The 16655-nt window shown below is 71.9% G+C and carries 13 protein-coding genes; 10 read left to right on the forward strand and 3 right to left on the reverse strand.

Going from position 1 to position 16655, the window contains the following annotated elements; all coding sequences use genetic code 11:
* Window positions 1-129 precede the first annotated feature (129 nt).
* The 5 genes from ACIRPT_RS22680 to ACIRPT_RS22700 all read left to right on the forward strand — a co-directional run bounded on the left by ACIRPT_RS22680 (window position 130) and on the right by ACIRPT_RS22700 (window position 4552).
* Window positions 130-330: a hypothetical protein gene (locus tag ACIRPT_RS22680; protein WP_403500252.1), complete on the forward strand. Its 201-nt coding sequence runs from the start codon at window positions 130-132 to the stop codon at window positions 328-330.
* A complete protein-coding gene (locus ACIRPT_RS22685; protein ID WP_403829789.1) occupies window positions 327-1664 on the forward strand; it encodes a hypothetical protein in 1338 nt (445 codons plus the stop codon). The genes ACIRPT_RS22680 and ACIRPT_RS22685 overlap by 4 nt, the downstream gene beginning before the upstream one ends.
* Before the next feature lie 66 nt (window positions 1665-1730).
* Window positions 1731-2252 carry a hypothetical protein gene (locus tag ACIRPT_RS22690; protein WP_403829792.1) on the forward strand — a complete coding sequence of 174 codons (522 nt, stop codon included), beginning with the start codon at window positions 1731-1733 and terminating at the stop codon, window positions 2250-2252.
* Window positions 2253-2429: 177 nt separating this feature from the next.
* Window positions 2430-4019 (forward strand): MFS transporter, encoded by a 1590-nt coding sequence (locus ACIRPT_RS22695; protein ID WP_403830019.1) that lies wholly within the window; start codon window positions 2430-2432, stop codon window positions 4017-4019.
* A gap of 122 nt (window positions 4020-4141) precedes the next feature.
* Complete coding sequence (locus ACIRPT_RS22700; protein WP_403829795.1) at window positions 4142-4552, forward strand: SHOCT domain-containing protein; 411 nt, start codon at window positions 4142-4144, stop codon at window positions 4550-4552.
* A gap of 39 nt (window positions 4553-4591) precedes the next feature.
* Here the strand turns inward: ACIRPT_RS22700 and ACIRPT_RS22705 are convergent, their stop codons facing one another.
* Complete coding sequence (locus ACIRPT_RS22705) at window positions 4592-5872, reverse strand: PP2C family protein-serine/threonine phosphatase (RefSeq protein ID WP_403829797.1); 1281 nt, start codon at window positions 5870-5872, stop codon at window positions 4592-4594.
* A 203-nt stretch (window positions 5873-6075) separates the two neighbouring features.
* Here ACIRPT_RS22705 and ACIRPT_RS22710 point away from each other — a divergent pair, with 203 nt between their 5' ends.
* Both ACIRPT_RS22710 and ACIRPT_RS22715 read left to right on the forward strand, forming a co-directional pair.
* Window positions 6076-7257, forward strand: coding sequence for an RNA-guided endonuclease InsQ/TnpB family protein (locus ACIRPT_RS22710; protein WP_403829800.1), 1182 nt, complete (start codon window positions 6076-6078; stop codon window positions 7255-7257).
* Window positions 7258-7510: 253 nt separating this feature from the next.
* On the forward strand, window positions 7511-8452 hold the full coding sequence (locus ACIRPT_RS22715) for an NAD-dependent epimerase/dehydratase family protein (RefSeq protein ID WP_403829802.1): 942 nt from the start codon (window positions 7511-7513) through the stop codon (window positions 8450-8452).
* A gap of 98 nt (window positions 8453-8550) precedes the next feature.
* On the opposite strand, the gene ACIRPT_RS22720 is transcribed toward ACIRPT_RS22715, so the two are convergent.
* A complete protein-coding gene (locus tag ACIRPT_RS22720) occupies window positions 8551-9171 on the reverse strand; it encodes a PadR family transcriptional regulator (protein WP_403829805.1) in 621 nt (206 codons plus the stop codon).
* A gap of 108 nt (window positions 9172-9279) precedes the next feature.
* Between ACIRPT_RS22720 and ACIRPT_RS22725 the strand changes: the two genes are divergently transcribed.
* The 3 genes from ACIRPT_RS22725 to ACIRPT_RS22735 all read left to right on the forward strand — a co-directional run bounded on the left by ACIRPT_RS22725 (window position 9280) and on the right by ACIRPT_RS22735 (window position 12263).
* Entirely contained in the window at window positions 9280-10473 is a 1194-nt protein-coding gene (locus ACIRPT_RS22725; RefSeq protein ID WP_403829807.1) for an FAD-dependent monooxygenase, read from the forward strand.
* Window positions 10474-10762: 289 nt separating this feature from the next.
* Window positions 10763-11572 (forward strand): class I SAM-dependent methyltransferase, encoded by an 810-nt coding sequence (locus ACIRPT_RS22730; RefSeq protein WP_403829809.1) that lies wholly within the window; start codon window positions 10763-10765, stop codon window positions 11570-11572.
* Entirely contained in the window at window positions 11559-12263 is a 705-nt protein-coding gene (locus tag ACIRPT_RS22735) for a M24 family metallopeptidase (protein ID WP_403829811.1), read from the forward strand. The genes ACIRPT_RS22730 and ACIRPT_RS22735 overlap by 14 nt, the downstream gene beginning before the upstream one ends.
* Before the next feature lie 25 nt (window positions 12264-12288).
* Here the strand turns inward: ACIRPT_RS22735 and ACIRPT_RS22740 are convergent, their stop codons facing one another.
* Entirely contained in the window at window positions 12289-16521 is a 4233-nt protein-coding gene (locus tag ACIRPT_RS22740; protein WP_403829813.1) for a molybdopterin-dependent oxidoreductase, read from the reverse strand.
* Window positions 16522-16655 lie beyond the last annotated feature (134 nt).

Below are 16655 nucleotides of genomic sequence, written 5' to 3' on the forward strand. Positions count from 1 at the left end.
CCGACCGCGCGCGGGGCCGGGGTGTCACCTCGTCCGGGTGATGCGGCAGGGCCGGGCGGCCGTTCAGCATCGAAGGCAACGACCGCACCGATGCAGGCACGACCGCACCGACACCGGGGAGGCGCCTTCATGCGATACGAGTTCCGCGTGACCGGCCACCTGTCGACGGTCGTGGCCGAGGCGTTCCCCGAGCTGGAGAAGGCGCTCGTTCCGGAGCACACGGTGCTCTTCGGCCGGGTCACCGACGAGGCCCATCTCTACGGGCTGCTCATCCGCTTCCAGGACCTGGGCCTGCGCGTCCTGGAGATGCGCCGGCTGCCGGAGCCATGACGGCCGCCCCCGCCCCTGGAGGCCACCAGGGGCCCCTGAGCGCCGCCGAGCGGGCGGACTACGAGCGCCTGCGCCGCGCCGCCGGTATGCGGCACCGCCGGCTGCGCTACGCCGTCACCTCCGTGCTGCTGGTCCTGACCTTCGTCCTCGCCCCGCTGGGCGTCGTCGCCACCTGGGTGGACTCCCAGATCTCCGATACCGGCCGGTACGTCCAGACCGTCGCGCCCCTCGCCAAGGACCCGGCGGTCCAGAGCGCGGTGACCAACCGTGTGACGAACAAGGTCGTCAGCTATATCGACACCGCGAAGCTCACCGCCGCGCTCGAACGCGCCCTGCGCAAGACCGGTGCCCCACCGGTCGTGGTCGACCGGAGCGGTCTGCTCGCCGGCGCGTTGAAGTCCGGCGCCACCAGCGCGGTCCGCGCGGTGGTGAACAAGGTGGTGACCAGCGACCAGTTCGCGGACGTCTGGAACATCGCCAACCGCAGGGCGCACGCCGCCATGGTCAACGTCCTCACCGGCAAGGGCGGCAGCGCGGTGGAGGCCAAGGGGAACACCATCAGCCTCGACATCGGCACCGTGATCAAGCAGGTGCAGACGAAGCTGGTCGACGAGGGGTTCAAGAACGCCGACAAGATCCCCGACATCGACAAGACCATCGTGCTGGTGAAGACCGACAAGCTGAACAAGGCCCAGAACCTCATGCGCCTGCTCAACATCGTCGGCGTCTGGCTGCCCGTGCTGGTCGTCGTGCTGGCGGCGCTGGCCGTGTGGTCGGGGCCCTCGCACCGGGTGGCCATGATGAGCGCCGGGGGCGGCGTCGGCGTGATGATGGCCCTCTTCCTCGTCGCGCTCGCCTTCGCCCGTGGGAAATATCTCGACTCGGTGGGGCCCAAGGTCCAGTCGCCGGACGCGGCCGCCGCGGTCTACGACGACCTGGTGCGGTTCCTTCAGCAGAGCACCCGCACGGTGCTCGTCATCGCGGTGATCGTCCTGGTCGCCGGCTATCTCTACGGTCCTGGGCGCGGCGCGCGCCGGATACGCTCCGTCGCCGTCCGCGGCACCGACGCCGCCGGGCGGGGCCTCGCCCGAGCGGGTCTGCGCACGGGCGGCGCGGGCGGCTGGCTCCACCGCCACCGCGGCTGGACGACCGGCATCGTCATCGGCGCGGGGGCGCTGGCGCTGGTCCTGTGGAACTTCCCGACGCCGGGCGCCGTGGCCCTGGTCCTCGGGATCGTGGTGCTCGTCCTCGTCGTGCTGGGCATCCTCGCGGCCGCGCGATCGGCACCCGCGCCGCCGGGCTCCGCTCCCCGGCGCACCGGGCACGGCGGCTGACCGCCCGGTTCACCGGGCCGCGACGGCCGCCCTGCGCGCCGCGCCGATTCCGGGGATCCTGGAGCGGTGGCAGATCACGGCCCCGAGCGCGACGGGTCCCCGGGGCGCGAGCCGATCGCGGCCCGGAGGACCGACTACGCCGGCGCCGTCTACGGATCGCTGCTGGCCGCCTCCGTGGTGGCCGGGGCGGGCACCCTCGGCTCCTTCCCGCGGTTCAAGCTGGTGCTGCTCCTGATCGGCACCGGTGTGGTGTTCTGGGCCGCGCACGTCTACGCCCGGCTCGTCGGGGACCGGCTGGTGCATCAGTCGCTGAGCCGGCAGGGGATCCGGCGGGTCTGTGCGGACGAGTGGCCGATCGTCCAGGCGGCCGTCCCGCCGGCCGTGGCGGTGGCGGTGAGTCCGCTGCTGGGGATCGACCCGGACGGCGCGGCGTGGCTGGGGCTCTCCGTGGCCGCGGCCGAGCAGGTGGGGTGGGCCAGTGTGGCGGTGGTCCGGGCCGGGGCCCCGCGTCATCTGGTGCTGGTCGCCGGCGCGGTCAATCTTCTCCTCGGCCTGGTCATCGTGGCCCTCAAGGCCTCGCTCCACTGACCGCCGCCTGGACTCTGTCTCCGGCCGTCTCCGGCCGCGCACCGCCGGTCGGGTGAGGCATCACCGGGTAACCGGATGAATCCGCCTTTTCCCCGCCTGTGCTGAACCGCCGCGACGGCCGATCAGGCACCGTGCGGTACGTCGGAACCTGTGTCGCGACCTGTGGAGGTGCACGCGGTGGGGCGCTGGCGGCCTCTGGCCATCCTCGGCACGGCCCAGTTTCTGATGGTGCTGGACACCTCCGTCATGAACGTATCGATCAGCCAGCTGGTCGAGGACTTCGGCACCGATGTCACCGCGATCCAGGGCGTCATCACCCTCTACACCCTCATCATGGCCGCATTCATGATCACCGGCGGGAAGCTCGGCGACATGTTCGGCCGCCGCCGCATGTTCGCCATCGGGCTGGTCGTGTACGGCGCGGGGTCCGCGCTCACCGCCGTGGCCCCCGCCCTGTGGGCGCTCGCGCTCGGCTGGTCGGTGATCGAGGGACTCGGCGCGGCGCTGGTCCTGCCGGCCCTGGCCGCGCTCGTGGCCGGCGCCTACACCGGCCGGGACCGGGCCATGGCCTACGGGGTCATCGGCGGGCTGGCGGGGGCGGGCATCGCGGTGGGCCCGCTGCTCGGCGGCTGGCTGACGACGTACCTGACGTGGCGGCTGGTCTTCGCCGGCGAGGTCGTCCTGGTGGTCGCCATGCTCTGCCTCATGGGGTGGGTCGAGGACCACCCGCCGCCGGGGCCGCGGCCCCGGCTCGACACCGGCGGCGCCGTGCTCTCCGCCCTCGGCCTGGCCATCGTGGTGCTGGGCGTCCTGCAGAGCAGCTCCTGGGGATGGCTGAAGCCCCGCAACTCCCCGGTCACCCCGTTCGGCTTCTCCCTCACCCTCTTCTTCATCGCGGGGGGCGCCGTCGTCCTCTGGCTGTTCCGCGCCTGGGAACGGCGGCAGGAGGCCAGGGGCCGGGACCCGCTGGTGCGGTTCTCGCTGTTCGCCAACCGGCCGCTGCGCTCCGGCCTGACCATGCTGCTCAGCCAGAACCTCATCCTCCTCGGCCTGTTCTTCACCATCCCGCTCTATCTCCAGGTGGTGCAGGGCTTCAACGCCTTCCAGACCGGTCTGCGGCTGCTCCCGGTGTCCCTCACCATGCTGGTGTCCGCCATGAGCGGTCCCTTCCTCGGCCGCTTCGCCGCTCCCCGCACGGTCGTACGGACCGGCCTGCTGGTGCTGTTCGTCGCCATCGTGTGGCTGCTCGCCACCATCAGGCCCCGCATCGACGACCTGTCCTTCGCGCTGGCGATGGGCGTACTGGGACTCGGGATGGGACTGCTCGCCTCCCAGCTGGGCAATATCGCGCAGTCCAGCGTCGGGGAGTCCGAACGCAGCGAGGTGGGCGGCCTCCAGTACACCGCCCAGAACCTGGGCTCCTCCCTCGGCACCGCCCTCATCGGCTCCATCCTGATCGGCGCCCTGGTCGCCGCCTTCACCCATCAGATCGCCGACAACCCCAAGATCTCGGACCAGGTGCGCAAGCAGGCCGGCATCTCCATGGAGGCCGGGGTCAGCTTCGTCGGCACCGACGAGATCCGTGCCGCGGCCGAGCGCGCCGCGCTGCCGCCGGACGAGGCCGACGCGGTCGTGGACGCCTATGCCGAAGCCCAGCTGAACAGCCTCAAGGCCGCCATCCTCGCGGCCGCCGCCATCACGCTCGCGAGCCTTGCCTTCACCCGCAACCTGCCCGGGGAACGGCTCACCGGCGCACCGGCCCCCTGAGGCGAGGACGGCGCCCAGCGGCTCGCCGGGAGTCCCTGCCCGCTTCACCCGCGGAGGGTGATGCCCGCGCCCCCCGGCGGGCGGAGCCTGGAGGGGCGACTACGAGTAGCAGGAGGAAAGCCATGGGCAACGTGTACTTGGCGTACGACTATCCGGTGCTCGGCGCCTTCTGGACGGTCATGTGGATCTTCCTCTGGGTCCTGTGGCTGATGGTCCTCTTCCGCGTCATCGTCGACATCTTCCGCGACCACGCGCTGAACGGCTGGGCGAAGGCCGGCTGGCTGATCTTCGTGATCTTCCTCCCCTTCCTCGGCGTCCTGGTCTACGTCGTCGCGCGGGGCAAGGACATGGGCAAGCGCGAGGCGGAGCAGGCCGTGCATCAGCAAGAGGCGGTCGACGCGTACATCCGCAAAGCGGCAGGCGGCGGTGGCGCGAGCCATGCGGATGAGCTGGCGAAGCTCGCCGACCTCAAGACCAAGGGCGCCATCTCGGAGGAAGAGTTCCAGAAGGCCAAGGCCAAGATCCTGCACTGACGGCCGTTGACCGCTGACGGCCCCGACGACGGGCGGGCGTCACAGCCGGACGACCATGAGGGCGATGTCGTCGCCCGCTCCGCCGGTGACGCCGAGGCGGGCCAGCAGGGCATCGGCCAGGCGCTCCGGGCTGAGCCGGCTGTCCTTGGAGAGGGCGTCGCCCAGCCGGGCCAGGCCGGCGTCGATGTCCTCGTCGCGGCGTTCGATGAGCCCGTCGGTGTAGAGCACGAGGGTGTCGCCGCGGTCGTAGGGCAGGCCGGCCTGAGGGCGCGGGGCCTGCTGGACGCGGGCGCCGAGCGGGGGATCGGTGGCCTGGTCCAGCCACTGGCAGGTGCCGTCGGCGTGCAGCAGTACGGGCGGCAGATGGCCGGCGCTGCTGTAGTCGATGCGGCGGCCGACGGTGTCGATCACTGCCTTGACGACGGTGGTGGCCAGCGCCCCCTCGACCGAGCGCGCATACAGGTCCAGCACTTCCAACGCCTTCGCGGATCCCTCGACCGCCCGGGCGGCGGCGCTCAGGGCGCTGCGGAGCATGCCCATGACGGCGGCGGCTTCCAGGCCGTGGCCGACGACGTCGCCGGCCGCCACGGTGAAGCGGCCGTTGGGCAGATCGACCACGTCGTACCAGTCACCGCACACGTTCAGTGAGCCGATGGCCGGCAGGTAGCGCACGGCGACATCCCCGTGCCGGGCCAGGTCGGGCGAGTGCAGCATCGCCTCCTGAAGGGTGATGGCGACCTGGCGTTCGCGGGCGTGCGCCTTGCGCAGTTCCTCGTTCAGCTGCTGCAGCGCACGCGCCCTGGCATACAGCTCGGCCTCCATGGCCTCCTCGCGCTCGCTCAGCTCCCCGCGCGGCTGCCGGTGGCGGGAGCGCCGATAGCGGACGAAGGCGGTCACGTCCTCCACCCGCAGCAGGATCCACGCCACCGACCCGTCCGGTCCGAGAACGGGGGTGTTGATGGGGGACCACCAGCGCTCCTCGAACACCCCCGACCGGTGGGCGACGGGGATGTCGTACTTCTGCGGAGCCAGCGTGTCCCGCTCGCCGAAGGCCAGGACGCGGTGCAGCGAGGCGTCGAGGTTCTGCATGCCGTCGGAGTCGGGGTCCTCGGGATTGTCGGGGAAGGCGTCGAAGATGTACTGCCCCACCAGTTCGCCGCTGCTGCGGCCGGTCGCCTCCAGGGCCGCCTCGTTGACGTCGACGATCACCAGGTCCGGGTCCAGCACCAGACAGGGACTCGGCGTGGCGGCGAACAGCGCCGCGTGATCGATCTCCGGTGTGGTCACAGGCTCCCTGCCGGTCTCGCCAGCCCACCTCATCGGGTCTCCTCCGTGGATACCCCTACCTTCGGGTGGGGGTGGTGGTACCTCCCGCTTGCGGAGGAGAAACGAAGCTCCTGCGGAGCCGGGCAGGGATAGCCGGATCGCCGCCGGGCGATCCGGTGTCTACTACGGTGGCGGCGAGCAAGTCCGTCAAGATCAACTGGTCTCAACTGTCAGTGCTCCCAGGTAGGTTCAGATCCATGACGGCAGCGGCGCAGATGAGGGAGGGTTCCGGGCACGCCCGGTACACCTATCGGTTGCGCCTGTCGTCTTCCGCCAGGGCCGCGCTCGAAGCGGAGTGGCACCGGTGCCGGTGGGTGTGGAACGAATGCGTCGCCAAGTCCAAGGCCGTCCACACGCATAACAGGGCGCATCCCGAGGACAAGCTGACGTGCGGGCCTGTGCAGCTCGCGAAGATGCTGACCGGCGCCCGCGCGTCCACGTCGTGGATGCGGGAGGGAGCGAACGTTCCTCAGCAGCAGATAGTCCGCGACTTCGGCAAGTCCCGAGCGAAGGCGCTGAAGGACATCAAGGCTCGGTTGCCGATGCGGCAGCGGGCTGGGATGCCGAAGTGCAAGAAGAAGCGCGAGGCACTGCCGAGCCTGGAGTACACCCGGCGCGGCTTCCGGCTCAAGGACGGCCGCCTGCATCTGGCCGGCGGGATCGTCGTGCGGCCGGTGTGGTCTCGGGACCTGCCCAAGCCGCCCAGCTCGGTGCGTGTGTACCGGGATGCCGTCGGCCACTGGTGGGCGTCGTTCGTCGTCCCGTCCCAGACCGAGCACCTGCCGGAAACCGGCGCTGTGATCGGTATCGACTGGGGCGTCAAGGAGACCGCGACCACCACGAGCGACGCCCACGACCTTCCCCACCCCCAGCACGGGAAGACCGCAGCGCAGAAACTCGCCCGCTACCAGCGCATGATGGCCCGGCGTCGACCGGCCAAGGGACAGGCCGGATCGAAGGGCTACCGGGAGGCGAAGCGGCAGACCGCGAAGCTGCACGCCAAGGTGGTACGGCAGCGGCAGGACACTGCCCGCACGTGGGCCAAGAAGGTGGTCCGTGACCATGATGCCCTCGCTGTGGAGGACTTCCGCCCGAAGTTCCTGGCGAAGTCGACCATGGCACGCAAGGCGGCCGATGCCGCCATCGGCGCCACGAAACGCGCCCTGATCGAGATGGGCCGCAAGCACGGCCGTGCCGTGCATCTGGTCCACCCCGCGCACACCACCATGGACTGTGCGCAGTGCGGAGCGAGAACCAAGCACGCACTCCCCCTCTCAGAGAGAACGTATGCCTGCACCGTGTGCGGAGCCGTATCCCCCAGGGATAAGTCCGCCCGCGTGATGCTGGTCCGGGCTGGTCTCATACCCGGCTGGTGTTGATCGTGTAAGTCCTGCGCGCCCGCCGGGCCGCAGGCGACGTGAGCCAGGAATCCCCCTCGCTTACGAGGGGGAGGAGTCAACAATCTACGAGCTGCCCGGCGCCCGCACTCGGCGTGACGCCGCTATCCGGCCGTATGCCCGGACGGGCCGGGGCGCCCGTCCGGCGTACTCGGCACCTGTGAGACGCGGGCGGGGCCGAGCGGTCGTGACCGACGACGGCGAGTCGGCGGCGCACTCGCGCTAGTGTGCGAACGTGAGCCTTCATGTCGTCATAGGGTCCGGGCCCGCCGGAGCGGCCACCGCGCGGCTGCTGGCCGAGCGGGGGCACTCGGTACGGGTCATCACCAAGTCGGGCCGCGGCCCGGAGCCCGGCATCGAGCACCTCGCGCTGGACGCGACGGACAGCGCGCGACTGACCGAGGCGGCGCGGGGCGCGGCCGCGATCTACGGCTGTGCCGCACCGCCCTACCCCCGCTGGGCGAGGGAATGGCCGCCGCTGGCCTCGTCGGTCTGCGCGGCGGCGGAGGCGACCGGGGCCGTCCTGGTCATGCTGGGCAACCTCTACGGCTACGGCCCGGTGGCCGGCCCGATGACCGAGGAGCTGCCGCTCGCGGCGACCGGCCCCAAGGGACGGGTACGCGCCGCCGTCTGGCAGCAGGCGCGGACGCTGCACGAACAGGGCCGAATCAAGGCGGTCGAGGTGCGGGCCTCGGACTTCTTCGGGCCCGGCGTGACCGACGGCGGGCACCTGGCCGCGCGGGTCATGCCGCGGCTGCTGCGCGGCAAGCCGGTCTCCACGCTCGGCGATCCGGACGCCCCGCACAGCTGGAGCTATCTCCCCGACGTCGCCGGGGCCCTGGTCGAGGTCGCGGGCGAGGAACGGGCCTGGGGGCGGGCCTGGCACGTCCCGACGGAGCCCGCGCGCTCGGTCCGGGAGATGGTCGAACGCCTCGCCGCCCGGTCGGAAACGGGTCCGGTCGCGGTGCGCGGGCTGTCGCCGGCCGTGCTGGGCGTCGCAGCGGTCTTCTCCCCGCTGATCCGCGAACTGAAGGAGATCCGCTACCAGTTCGACCGTCCGTTCGTGGCCGATTCGCGCGCGTACGAAGCCGCCTTCGCGGTACGGGCCACTGCGGTCGACGAGCAGGTCAGGGCGACGGTGGCGTGGTGGCGCGAGCGACTGGCCGCCACTGCGTGATGTCCGGGACGGCGGCAGCATCCTGACGTCCTGACGTCCTGACGTCCTGACGTCCTGACGTCGGCGACGGCCCGACGTCCGTGCCGGCGGGCGGGCCCTCAGGTCGCCGCCGCGCCCGATTCGGCCGCGTCCTGGAATGCCGCGAGCATTTCCGGGGACCAGGTCAGGCTGCCGTCCCGCAGATCGCCGATCACCCCTTGCAGCCAGCGCTCCTCGGCGTCGAGGACGGCGATCAGGTATTCGTTCTCGATCAGCGTGATGCGCGGCAGTCCGGTCGCGGCCTCGGCGGACTGGCGCTCCAGATCAGCGCGCCGCGCGTGGAGTTGTGCCGCCCGCCGTTCCAGGATCGGCGCGGCCTCGTCCGGGGTGAGCAGGAGCATGTTCGACAGGGCCGCCGGGAACGCGGGGAACTCCGCCCTGGGTGCCGCCAGCATCTGCTCCAGCCACTCGCGGGTGGCCGCCCGGCCCTCTTCGGTGACCTCGTAGACGGTCCGCTCGGGGTACTGCTGGTCGCGTTCGGTCTGCCGGACCGCGATCAGCCCGCCGGTCTCCAGCCGCTCGATCGTGCGGTACAGCCCGGCCCGCTGGCCGACGTTGACGACCTGCTCCTTGCCCCACTGCCTGAGCAGGCGCTGGATGCCGTACGGGTGCAGCGGCCGGTAGTGCAGCAGCGCCAGCACGGTCAGGCCGAGCGGCGAGCTTTTCACGGAGGCGGGCATACCGGCATCGTAGTCAAGGGGAAAATAGTTGCGCTGATACTAGTTGCTTTGCAACTATAGATTCCCGCGCTCAACGGGGGCGCATCCGCATGACCCATGGGAGGGGTTATGAGCGACAACCACGGCCGCGGCTCCGGCATCCGCACGGCACTGGTCATCGGGGGCGGCGTGGCGGGCCCGGTCACGGCACTCGCGCTGCGCAAGGCGGGCATCGCGGCGACGGTCCACGAGGCGTACCCCACCGCGGCGGACGGCGTGGGGGCCTGGCTGGGCCTGGCGCCGAACGGCCAGGCGGCGCTGGCGACGGTCGGCGCCGACGCGGCGGTGAAGGCCGCCGGGCAGCCGGTGCCCGGCATGGTGATGGCCGATGGCGCCGGCAATCACTTCGCCGGCTTCGGCGGCTTCCCCGAACTGCCCGCCACGCTGACGCTGCCGCGCGACCGGCTGTACCGGGCACTGACCGACCGTGCGCTCGCCGCGGGCGTCCGGTTCGCGTACGGCAAGCGGCTGGTCGCCGCCGAGGAGACGCCCGAGGGTGTCACCGCCCACTTCGCCGACGGGACCTCCGCGACCGCCGACATACTCGTCGGCGCCGACGGCATCCGCTCCACCGTCCGCACCGTGATCGACCCGCAGGCACCCGGCCCCGAGTACGGCGGCGTACTGAGCTTCGGCGGCTATGCGGCACCGGGCAGCGCGCCCGGGGCCGAACCGGGCACCATGTACTTCGCGTTCGGCCGTGCCTTCATGGGCTACTGGCAGGGCCCGGACGAGCGGATGATCTGGTTCGCCGGACTGCCCACGGACACCCCGCCGACCCCGGACGACCTGGCGCGCGTACCCGACGCCGAGTGGCTGAGCCGGCTGCGCGACCTGTACGCCGGTCATGTCCCGGGCGAGCGGCTGTTGCGGGGCACCGGCCCCGACGAGCTGATGGTGGTCGGCCGGATGGAGCGCATGCCGTCCGTGCCGCACTGGTACCGCGGCCGGATGGTGCTGGTCGGCGACTCGGTGCACGCCCCGTCCTCCAGCTCCGGACAGGGTGCCTCGCTCGCCATCGAGAGCGCGGTCGAACTGGCCCGTTGCCTGCGCGATCTGCCCACGCACGGCGCGGCGTTCGCCGCCTACGAGGCCCTGCGCCGCCCGCGGGTGGAGGCGATCGGCCGCAACGCCGCGGCGGTCAACAAGGTCAAGGCCGGCAAGGGCGACGCCCCCGTCCCGGCGTTCACCGGCCCCGAGGACATGCTCCGCCCGCTCCACTTCCACCGGATCGCGTGGGAGGAGACGGTGACCGCGGGGTGACGGCGCCGGTGAGCGGCACGGCCCGACGGGCACCGGACACGGGGGCGGCGGTGCGGAGGTCGCGAGCCGCCCCCCGGTGTGCGCACGGGGAGGTCGCCTTGGAGCGGCCTCCAGTTCATATGTACGAGCTGTTTGGGGGATTGCTCCAAGCATTTGCCATTTGATTTACGGATCAGCGCCGCAGTTGCAGTATGGGAGGGTGCGGTTGCCGGTGGGTGGGGAGGCGGAGACGGTGAGGCACCCATGGGCGACCTTCCCGATTCCTGCTCACAAGGCGAGGTACGGATCCATGAATGTGTGCGGCCTGGACGGCGGTGCCGCCGATGTCGGTCACCCGGGCATCGGCTCCGCCCGCTCGGACCCCCGCCGTCCCGACCCCCGCATCGCCCGGTTCGTCGCGGACGCGCTGGGCGGTGCCCGTACGGTGATCAACGTCGGTGCCGGCACCGGGTCCTACGAGTCGGCGGCCCAGGCGGTGACGGCCGTGGAGCCGTCCGGGGCGATGCGTGCGCGGCGCGCGGCGGGCCTGCCCCGGGCGGTGAACGCGGTGGCGGAGAGCCTGCCGTTCGGGGACGGGGAGTTCGACGCGGCGATGACGCTGTTCAGCGTCCATCAGTGGAGCGACGTGGCGGCGGGCCTGCGCGAGATGCGGAGGGTGACCCGGGGCCCGGCGGTCGTGCTGACCTGCGATCCGGCGGTGGTGCGGGACTTCTGGCTGTACGAGTACGCGCCCGAGGTGCTCGACGCCGAGGCCCGCCGGTACCCGTCGATCGAGACGATGGCCGCCTCGCTCGGCGCGGCCGGCAGCGTGCGGTCCGTGCCGATCCCGCTGGACTGCACGGACGGCTTCAACGAGGCGTACTACGGGCGACCCGAGATGCTGCTGGATCCGGCGGCCCGGCAGGCGTGTTCGGCCTGGAGCTTCGTCGATGACGGCGTGCGCGAGCGGTTCACCACACGCCTGCGTGACGACCTGGATTCCGGACGGTGGGACGAACGCTTCGGCCATCTGCGCAGCCAGGCGTTCTACGAAGGCTCGCTCGTCATCGTGCGCGCGACACCGCAAGGAAATGAGGAGCACCACCATGGGCGTACCTGACCGCATGGACGAGGAACTGCGCGTCCTGGGCCTGGTGGAGGCACAGCGCAGAGCGGCGGCCCTGTTCGCCGAGGTCGAGGCGCGCCGGCTGGTGGCGCCCGGGGCCGGCGAGCGCGAGGTCAGCGACCGGATCCGGGATCTGGCGAACGAGATGTTCGGGACGACGAAGCACTGGCACAAGCGGATCGTCCGCTCGGGCCCGCACACCCTGTTCCCCTACCGGGAGAATCCGCCGGACCGGGTCATCGGTGAGGGCGATATCGCCTTCGTCGACTTCGGCCCGATCTTCGAGGAGTACGAGGCGGACTTCGGCCGCACCTTCGTCTTCGGTGACGACCCGGCCAAGCACCGGCTGCGGGAGGACCTGGCGAGGGTCTTCGCGGCGGGCCGGCGCGCGTTCCAGGCCGATCCCGACATCACGGGGAAGCAGCTGTACGCCGAGGTGGAGCGGCAGGCGGCCGAGGGTGGCTGGACCCTGGGCGGCTGGCACGCCGGGCATCTGGTCGGGGTGTTCCCGCACGAGACGATCGACGGCGCCGAGCGGGAGTCGTACATCGTGCCGGACAACGACCGTCCGATCCGCCGCACCGACAGGGCCGGCTGGCGCTGCCACTGGATCCTGGAGATTCACCTGGTCGACGAACGGAACGGATTCGGCGGCTGCTACGAGCAGTTGCTGGACCTGGCCTGACGGGCGCCGGACGGCGAGAGCCCCGTCAGTAGACGTCGCGGACGTAGCGCTTGTCGGCGGCCAGGCGCCGCACGTAGGCGGTTGCCTCGTCGTCGGCCATGCCGCCGTGGAGGGCGACGATGTCCTTGAGGGCCTGGTCGACGTCCTTGGCCATGCGGCCCGCGTCGCCGCAGACGTAGAAGTGGGCGCCGTCCCGGAGCCACTGCCACAGGCGGGCGCCGTTCTCGCGCATGCGGTCCTGTACGTAGACCTTGTTGCGCTGGTCGCGGGAGAAGGCGAGGTCGAGGCGGTCGAGGTGGCCGGACGAGCGGTACGCCTCCAGTTCCTGGCGGTAGTAGAAGTCGGTGGCCTGCCGCTGTTCGCCGAAGAAGAGCCAGTTGGGGCCGGTGTGGCCGCGGGCCTGACGGTCTTCGAGGAAGCCGACGAAGGGTGCCACGCCGGTCCCGGGCCCGACCATGATCATGGGGGTGGCGGAGTCGGCGGGCGGGCGGAAGTGCGGGGAGCGCTGGACGAAGACCTGGACCGGGCCGTCGTCCGCGCAGTCGGCGAGGTAGGTCGAGCACACGCCCTTGCGGTCGCGGCCGAGGTCGTTGGTGTAGCGGACGACGGAGACGGTGAGGCGGACCTCGCTCGGGTGGGCGAGCGGGCTGGAGGAGATGGAGTACAGCCGGGGCTGGAGGCGCTTGAGGACACTGGCCCAGGCGGCCGCGGAGGCGCGGACGGGGAACTCGCTGACGACGTCGGCGGCCTGGCGGCCCCAGCTCCACTTCGCCAGGGCGTCCTTGTTGTCGGGCCGCAGCAGTCGCTTCAGGTCGTGGCTGCCGGTGCGTTCGGCCACGAACTTGAGCAGGTCGGTGGTGATGCGGGCCAGGTCAAGGCGGGTGCGCAGCGCTTCTTCGACGGGGAGGGGCGGGCCGTCGCCGAGGTCGACGGGCTCGTCGGGGTCGAGGCCGGTGAGGGCCAGCCATTCGGTGACGAGTCCGGCGCCGTTGGCCGGCCAGACGCCGAGGGCGTCGCCGGCGTCGTAGGCGAGTTCGCCGTCGCGGGTGTCGAAGGCGAACTGCCGTACCTCCTTCTGCGAACCGGGCAGGCTCAGCAGCCGGTTGCCGACGAGGAGGGTGGCGAAGGGCGAGGCCTTGCTGTGGCCGGCGGATGCGGGGGCCGGGGGCGGGGTGGGGGCGGCCGGTGCGGTCGCGGCGGCGGGACCGGGGCGCCGGTCGTCGGCTGCGGCCAGGGCGGCGGCGACCTGGCCGAGCCACTGCCCGGCGGCCTCGTCGTAGTCGGGTTCGCAGTCGGTGCGGGCGAGGAGGCGGGTGGCGCCGAGTTCGTCGAGCCGCTGGTCGAGGCGGCGGCCGTGGCCGCAGAAGTCGTCGTAGGTGGAGTCGCCGAAGGCGAGTACCGCATAGCGGATGCCCTCCAGCCGTCCGGCGTCCGGCGCGGCCAGGGCCTGCCAGAAGTCGGCGCCGTTGTCGGGGGCGTCGCCGTCGCCGAAGGTGCTGGTGACGATCAGCAGGTCGGTGTCGGAGGCGAGTTGCGCCGGGACGATGTCCGCCATGGGCAGGACCTCGGGGATGCGGCCCGCCTCCGCGAGCCGTGCGGCGGCGCCGGCGGCGAACTCCTCGGCGTTGCCGGTCTGTGAGGCCCAGAGGATGACCAGCCGGCGGGTCGGTACGGCCGTCCCGGCTGCCGGTGCGGCGGTCTGCGCGGGCAGCGGAGCGGGCGCGTCGGTGCGGGAGAACATGCCGGCGAGGACGCCGTCGACCCACAGGGCGTGGTCCGGGTCGAAGGGGGCGTCCGGCGGCAGTACCGGGACGCGCCCGTCGGGCGGGGTCTGGGCGAGACCGGAGAGGTAGCCGGAGAGGTAGCGGCGCTCCGGCTCGGCCAGCGGCGCGGGGGCGAGGCCGGTGAGGCCGAACAGCGTGGCGAGTGAGGAGAGCGCCGGGGCGGCGGAATCCGCCGGGGCCGCTGCGGTGGCCGCCGGGGCCTGGGCGGGAGTCACGGGTGCTCCTTGGTGCGCGGTGGCCGCCGCGGCGGTTTCGGGGTGCGCGCCCGGGTGCGCTGCCGGGACCGGGGCGGCGGTCTTGGCGAGGGCGACGGCGCAGGCCTTGAACCCGGGCTGGAAGGAGACCGGGTCGACGGCGTCGTTGGTGACGGCGTTGATGCTGAGGTACTCGCCGAACAGGTCGTTCCAGTGGAAGGGCGCGAAGCAGGTGCCCGGTCGCACCCGGTCGGTGACCACGGCGGGCAGGACGGCCCGGCCGCGGCGGGAGGCGACCTCCAGGTGGTCGTCCTCCGTGACCCCGAGCGCGGCGGCGTCGTCGGGGTGGATCTCGACGAAGGGGCCGGGGTTGAGCTTGGTGAGCTTGGCGACCTTGCCGGTCTTGGTCATCGTGTGCCACTGGTGCTGGAGGCGGCCGGTGTTGAGGACGAACGGGTAGTCGTCGTCGGGGAGTTCGGCGGCGGGCAGATGCGGGCGGGCGAAGAACCGGGCGCGTCCGCTCGGGGTCGGGAAGGCCAGGCGGGGGCGGCTGCCGTCCGGGCGTTCCCGCGGCGTCTGGCTGACGCCGTCGTTGACGTAGCGGATGGGGTTGCGGTCCGGGCCGTCGGCACTCGGCGCCGGCCACTGCACCGGTGTGGTGCGCAGCCGGTCGTAGGTCACGCCGCGCAGGTCCCAGCCGGTCCCGGGGTTCCACGCCCGCTTGAGCTCCTCGAACACCTCCTCGGCACAGGTGTAGCCGAAGGCGTCGGCGAACCCCATCGCGCAGGCCACCCGGGCGATCAACTGCCAGTCGGGCAGGGCCTGTCCGGGCGGGTCGACGACGCCCTGGACGAGGGTGAGGTTCCGCTCGGAGTTGATCATGACGCCGTCGGACTCCGCCCACAGCGTCGCGGGCAGGACGACATCGGCGTACGCATTGGTCTCGGTCTCGGCGAACACGTCCTGGGTGATGACGAGTTCGGCGGCCTCCAGCCCGGCGATGACGGTCCTGCGGTTGGCGACGGAGGCGACGGGGTTGGTGCAGATGACCCAGCACGCCTTGATGTCACCGGCCGCCATCTGCTCGAACATCTCGACCGTGCCGCGCCCGACCTCGGTGCGCAGGGAGCCTTCGGGGATGTTCCACAGGTCCTCGATGAAGGCGCGCTCGGCGTCGACGAGCACGGAGCGCTGGCCGGGCAGGCCGGGGCCCATATAGCCCATCTCGCGCCCGCCCATGGCGTTCGGCTGGCCGGTCAGCGAGAAGGGGCCGGAGCCCGGACGGCAGATTGCGCCGGTGGCGAGGTGCAGATTGACCAGGGCGTTGGTGTTCCAGGTGCCGTGTGTGGACTGGTTCAGGCCCATGGTCCAGCAGCTCATCCACTCGCCGGCCTCGCCGATCCACCGCGCCGCCTGCCGGATGTCGCTCTCGGCGAGGCCGGTGATCTCGGCGACCCGGTCGGGCGGGTAGTCCGCGAGGAAGGCGGGTATCTCCTCCCAGCCCTCGGTGAGGTCGGCGATGAACTCCTCGTCGGTGTGCCCGTTGGCGACCAGCAGGTGCAGCAGCCCGTTGAGCAGCGCGAGGTCGGTGCCGGGCTTGATCTGCAGGAAGAGGTCGGCCTTGTCCGCGGTGGCGGTGCGGCGGGGGTCGACGACGATCAGCTTGGCGCCGGCCGACTTCACCCGGTCCATCATGCGCAGGAAGAGGATCGGGTGGCAGTCGGCCATATTGGCGCCGATGACGAAGAACGCGTCCGCGCGGTCGAAGTCCTGGTAGGAGCCGGGCGGGCCGTCCGCGCCGAGCGAGAGTTTGTAGCCGGAGCCCGCGGAGGCCATGCACAGCCGGGAGTTCGACTCGATCCGGTTCGTCCGGACGAAGCCCTTGGCCAGCTTGTTGGCCAGGTACTGCGCCTCCAGGGACATCTGCCCGGACACGTAGAAGGACAGCGCGTCGGGCCCGTGCTCGTCCAGGATCGCCCGCAGCCGCCCGGCGACCGACGCGATGGCCTCGTCCACGTCCGTCTCGACCGTCTGGCCGCCCCGCTCGGCCCGTACCAGCGCCTTCCCCACGCGTCCGGGCGCGGCCATCATGTCCGCGCTCGTCGCGCCCTTGGTGCACAGACGGCCGAAGTTGGTGGGGTGCGCCTTGTCCCCGGACGTCTTCGCCGCACGGCGACGCCCGTCAGCGGGGTCCCGCGCCACGTCCAGCACGATCCCGCAGCCGACCCCGCAGTACGAACAGGCCGTGCGGACGCTGCCGTCCTTCGAGCCAGCTGCCACCGAAACTCCACTCCGCGGCGTGTCTACCTCCTGAGCCGGACCGCCCCGCCAGCGGCGGGGGCCCCGGAACAGCACCGTAGGAAGATCGAATTTCCGGTCCGTCACGCGCTGGTCGTGCGCGGGGTTACACCCCG

It is taken from the genome of Streptomyces sp. NPDC101227 (genome assembly GCF_044767545.1).
Lineage (GTDB): Bacteria > Actinomycetota > Actinomycetes > Streptomycetales > Streptomycetaceae > Streptomyces.

Excerpts from the sequence above, each read along its gene's own strand:
- ACIRPT_RS22680 (WP_403500252.1), top strand. The coding sequence starts at position 130 with ATGCGATACGAGTTCCGCGTGACCGGCCACCTGTCGACGGTCGTGGCC.
- ACIRPT_RS22685 (WP_403829789.1), top strand. The coding sequence starts at position 327 with ATGACGGCCGCCCCCGCCCCTGGAGGCCACCAGGGGCCCCTGAGCGCC.
- ACIRPT_RS22700 (WP_403829795.1), top strand. The coding sequence starts at position 4,142 with ATGGGCAACGTGTACTTGGCGTACGACTATCCGGTGCTCGGCGCCTTC.
- ACIRPT_RS22705 (WP_403829797.1), bottom strand. The coding sequence starts at position 5,872 with ATGAGGTGGGCTGGCGAGACCGGCAGGGAGCCTGTGACCACACCGGAG.
- ACIRPT_RS22710 (WP_403829800.1), top strand. The coding sequence starts at position 6,076 with ATGACGGCAGCGGCGCAGATGAGGGAGGGTTCCGGGCACGCCCGGTAC.
- ACIRPT_RS22720 (WP_403829805.1), bottom strand. The coding sequence starts at position 9,171 with ATGCCCGCCTCCGTGAAAAGCTCGCCGCTCGGCCTGACCGTGCTGGCG.
- ACIRPT_RS22725 (WP_403829807.1), top strand. The coding sequence starts at position 9,280 with ATGAGCGACAACCACGGCCGCGGCTCCGGCATCCGCACGGCACTGGTC.
- ACIRPT_RS22730 (WP_403829809.1), top strand. The coding sequence starts at position 10,763 with ATGAATGTGTGCGGCCTGGACGGCGGTGCCGCCGATGTCGGTCACCCG.
- ACIRPT_RS22735 (WP_403829811.1), top strand. The coding sequence starts at position 11,559 with ATGGGCGTACCTGACCGCATGGACGAGGAACTGCGCGTCCTGGGCCTG.